The organism is Ferrovum myxofaciens, assembly GCF_000735045.1.
Classification (GTDB): domain Bacteria; phylum Pseudomonadota; class Gammaproteobacteria; order Burkholderiales; family Ferrovaceae; genus Ferrovum; species Ferrovum myxofaciens.
On record NZ_JPOQ01000530.1, the window covers coordinates 1 to 253 of the forward strand.

Sequence of the window (253 nt, forward strand, 5' to 3'; positions counted from 1 at the left end):
GTTGGTGGTATCGGCGGCGGATGGACCGATGCCGCAGACCCGGGAGCACATTTTGTTGGCCCGTCAGGTGGGGGTTCCGTACATTGTGGTGTACATGAACAAGGCGGACATGGTGGACGACGCGGAATTGCTGGAGTTGGTGGAGATGGAAGTCCGGGAACTGTTGTCGAAGTACAATTTTCCTGGGGATGACACGCCGATTGTGATTGGAAGCGCGTTGAAGGCGCTGGAAGGGGATCAGTCGGAGATTGGA

General features: G+C 56.9%; 1 protein-coding gene. It reads left to right on the forward strand.

The genetic code is table 11. The features are described 5' to 3' along the window. Positions 1-253 (forward strand): GTP-binding protein (locus tag IV91_RS0114940; protein WP_031599447.1); only part of this gene is annotated, 253 nt, incomplete at both ends.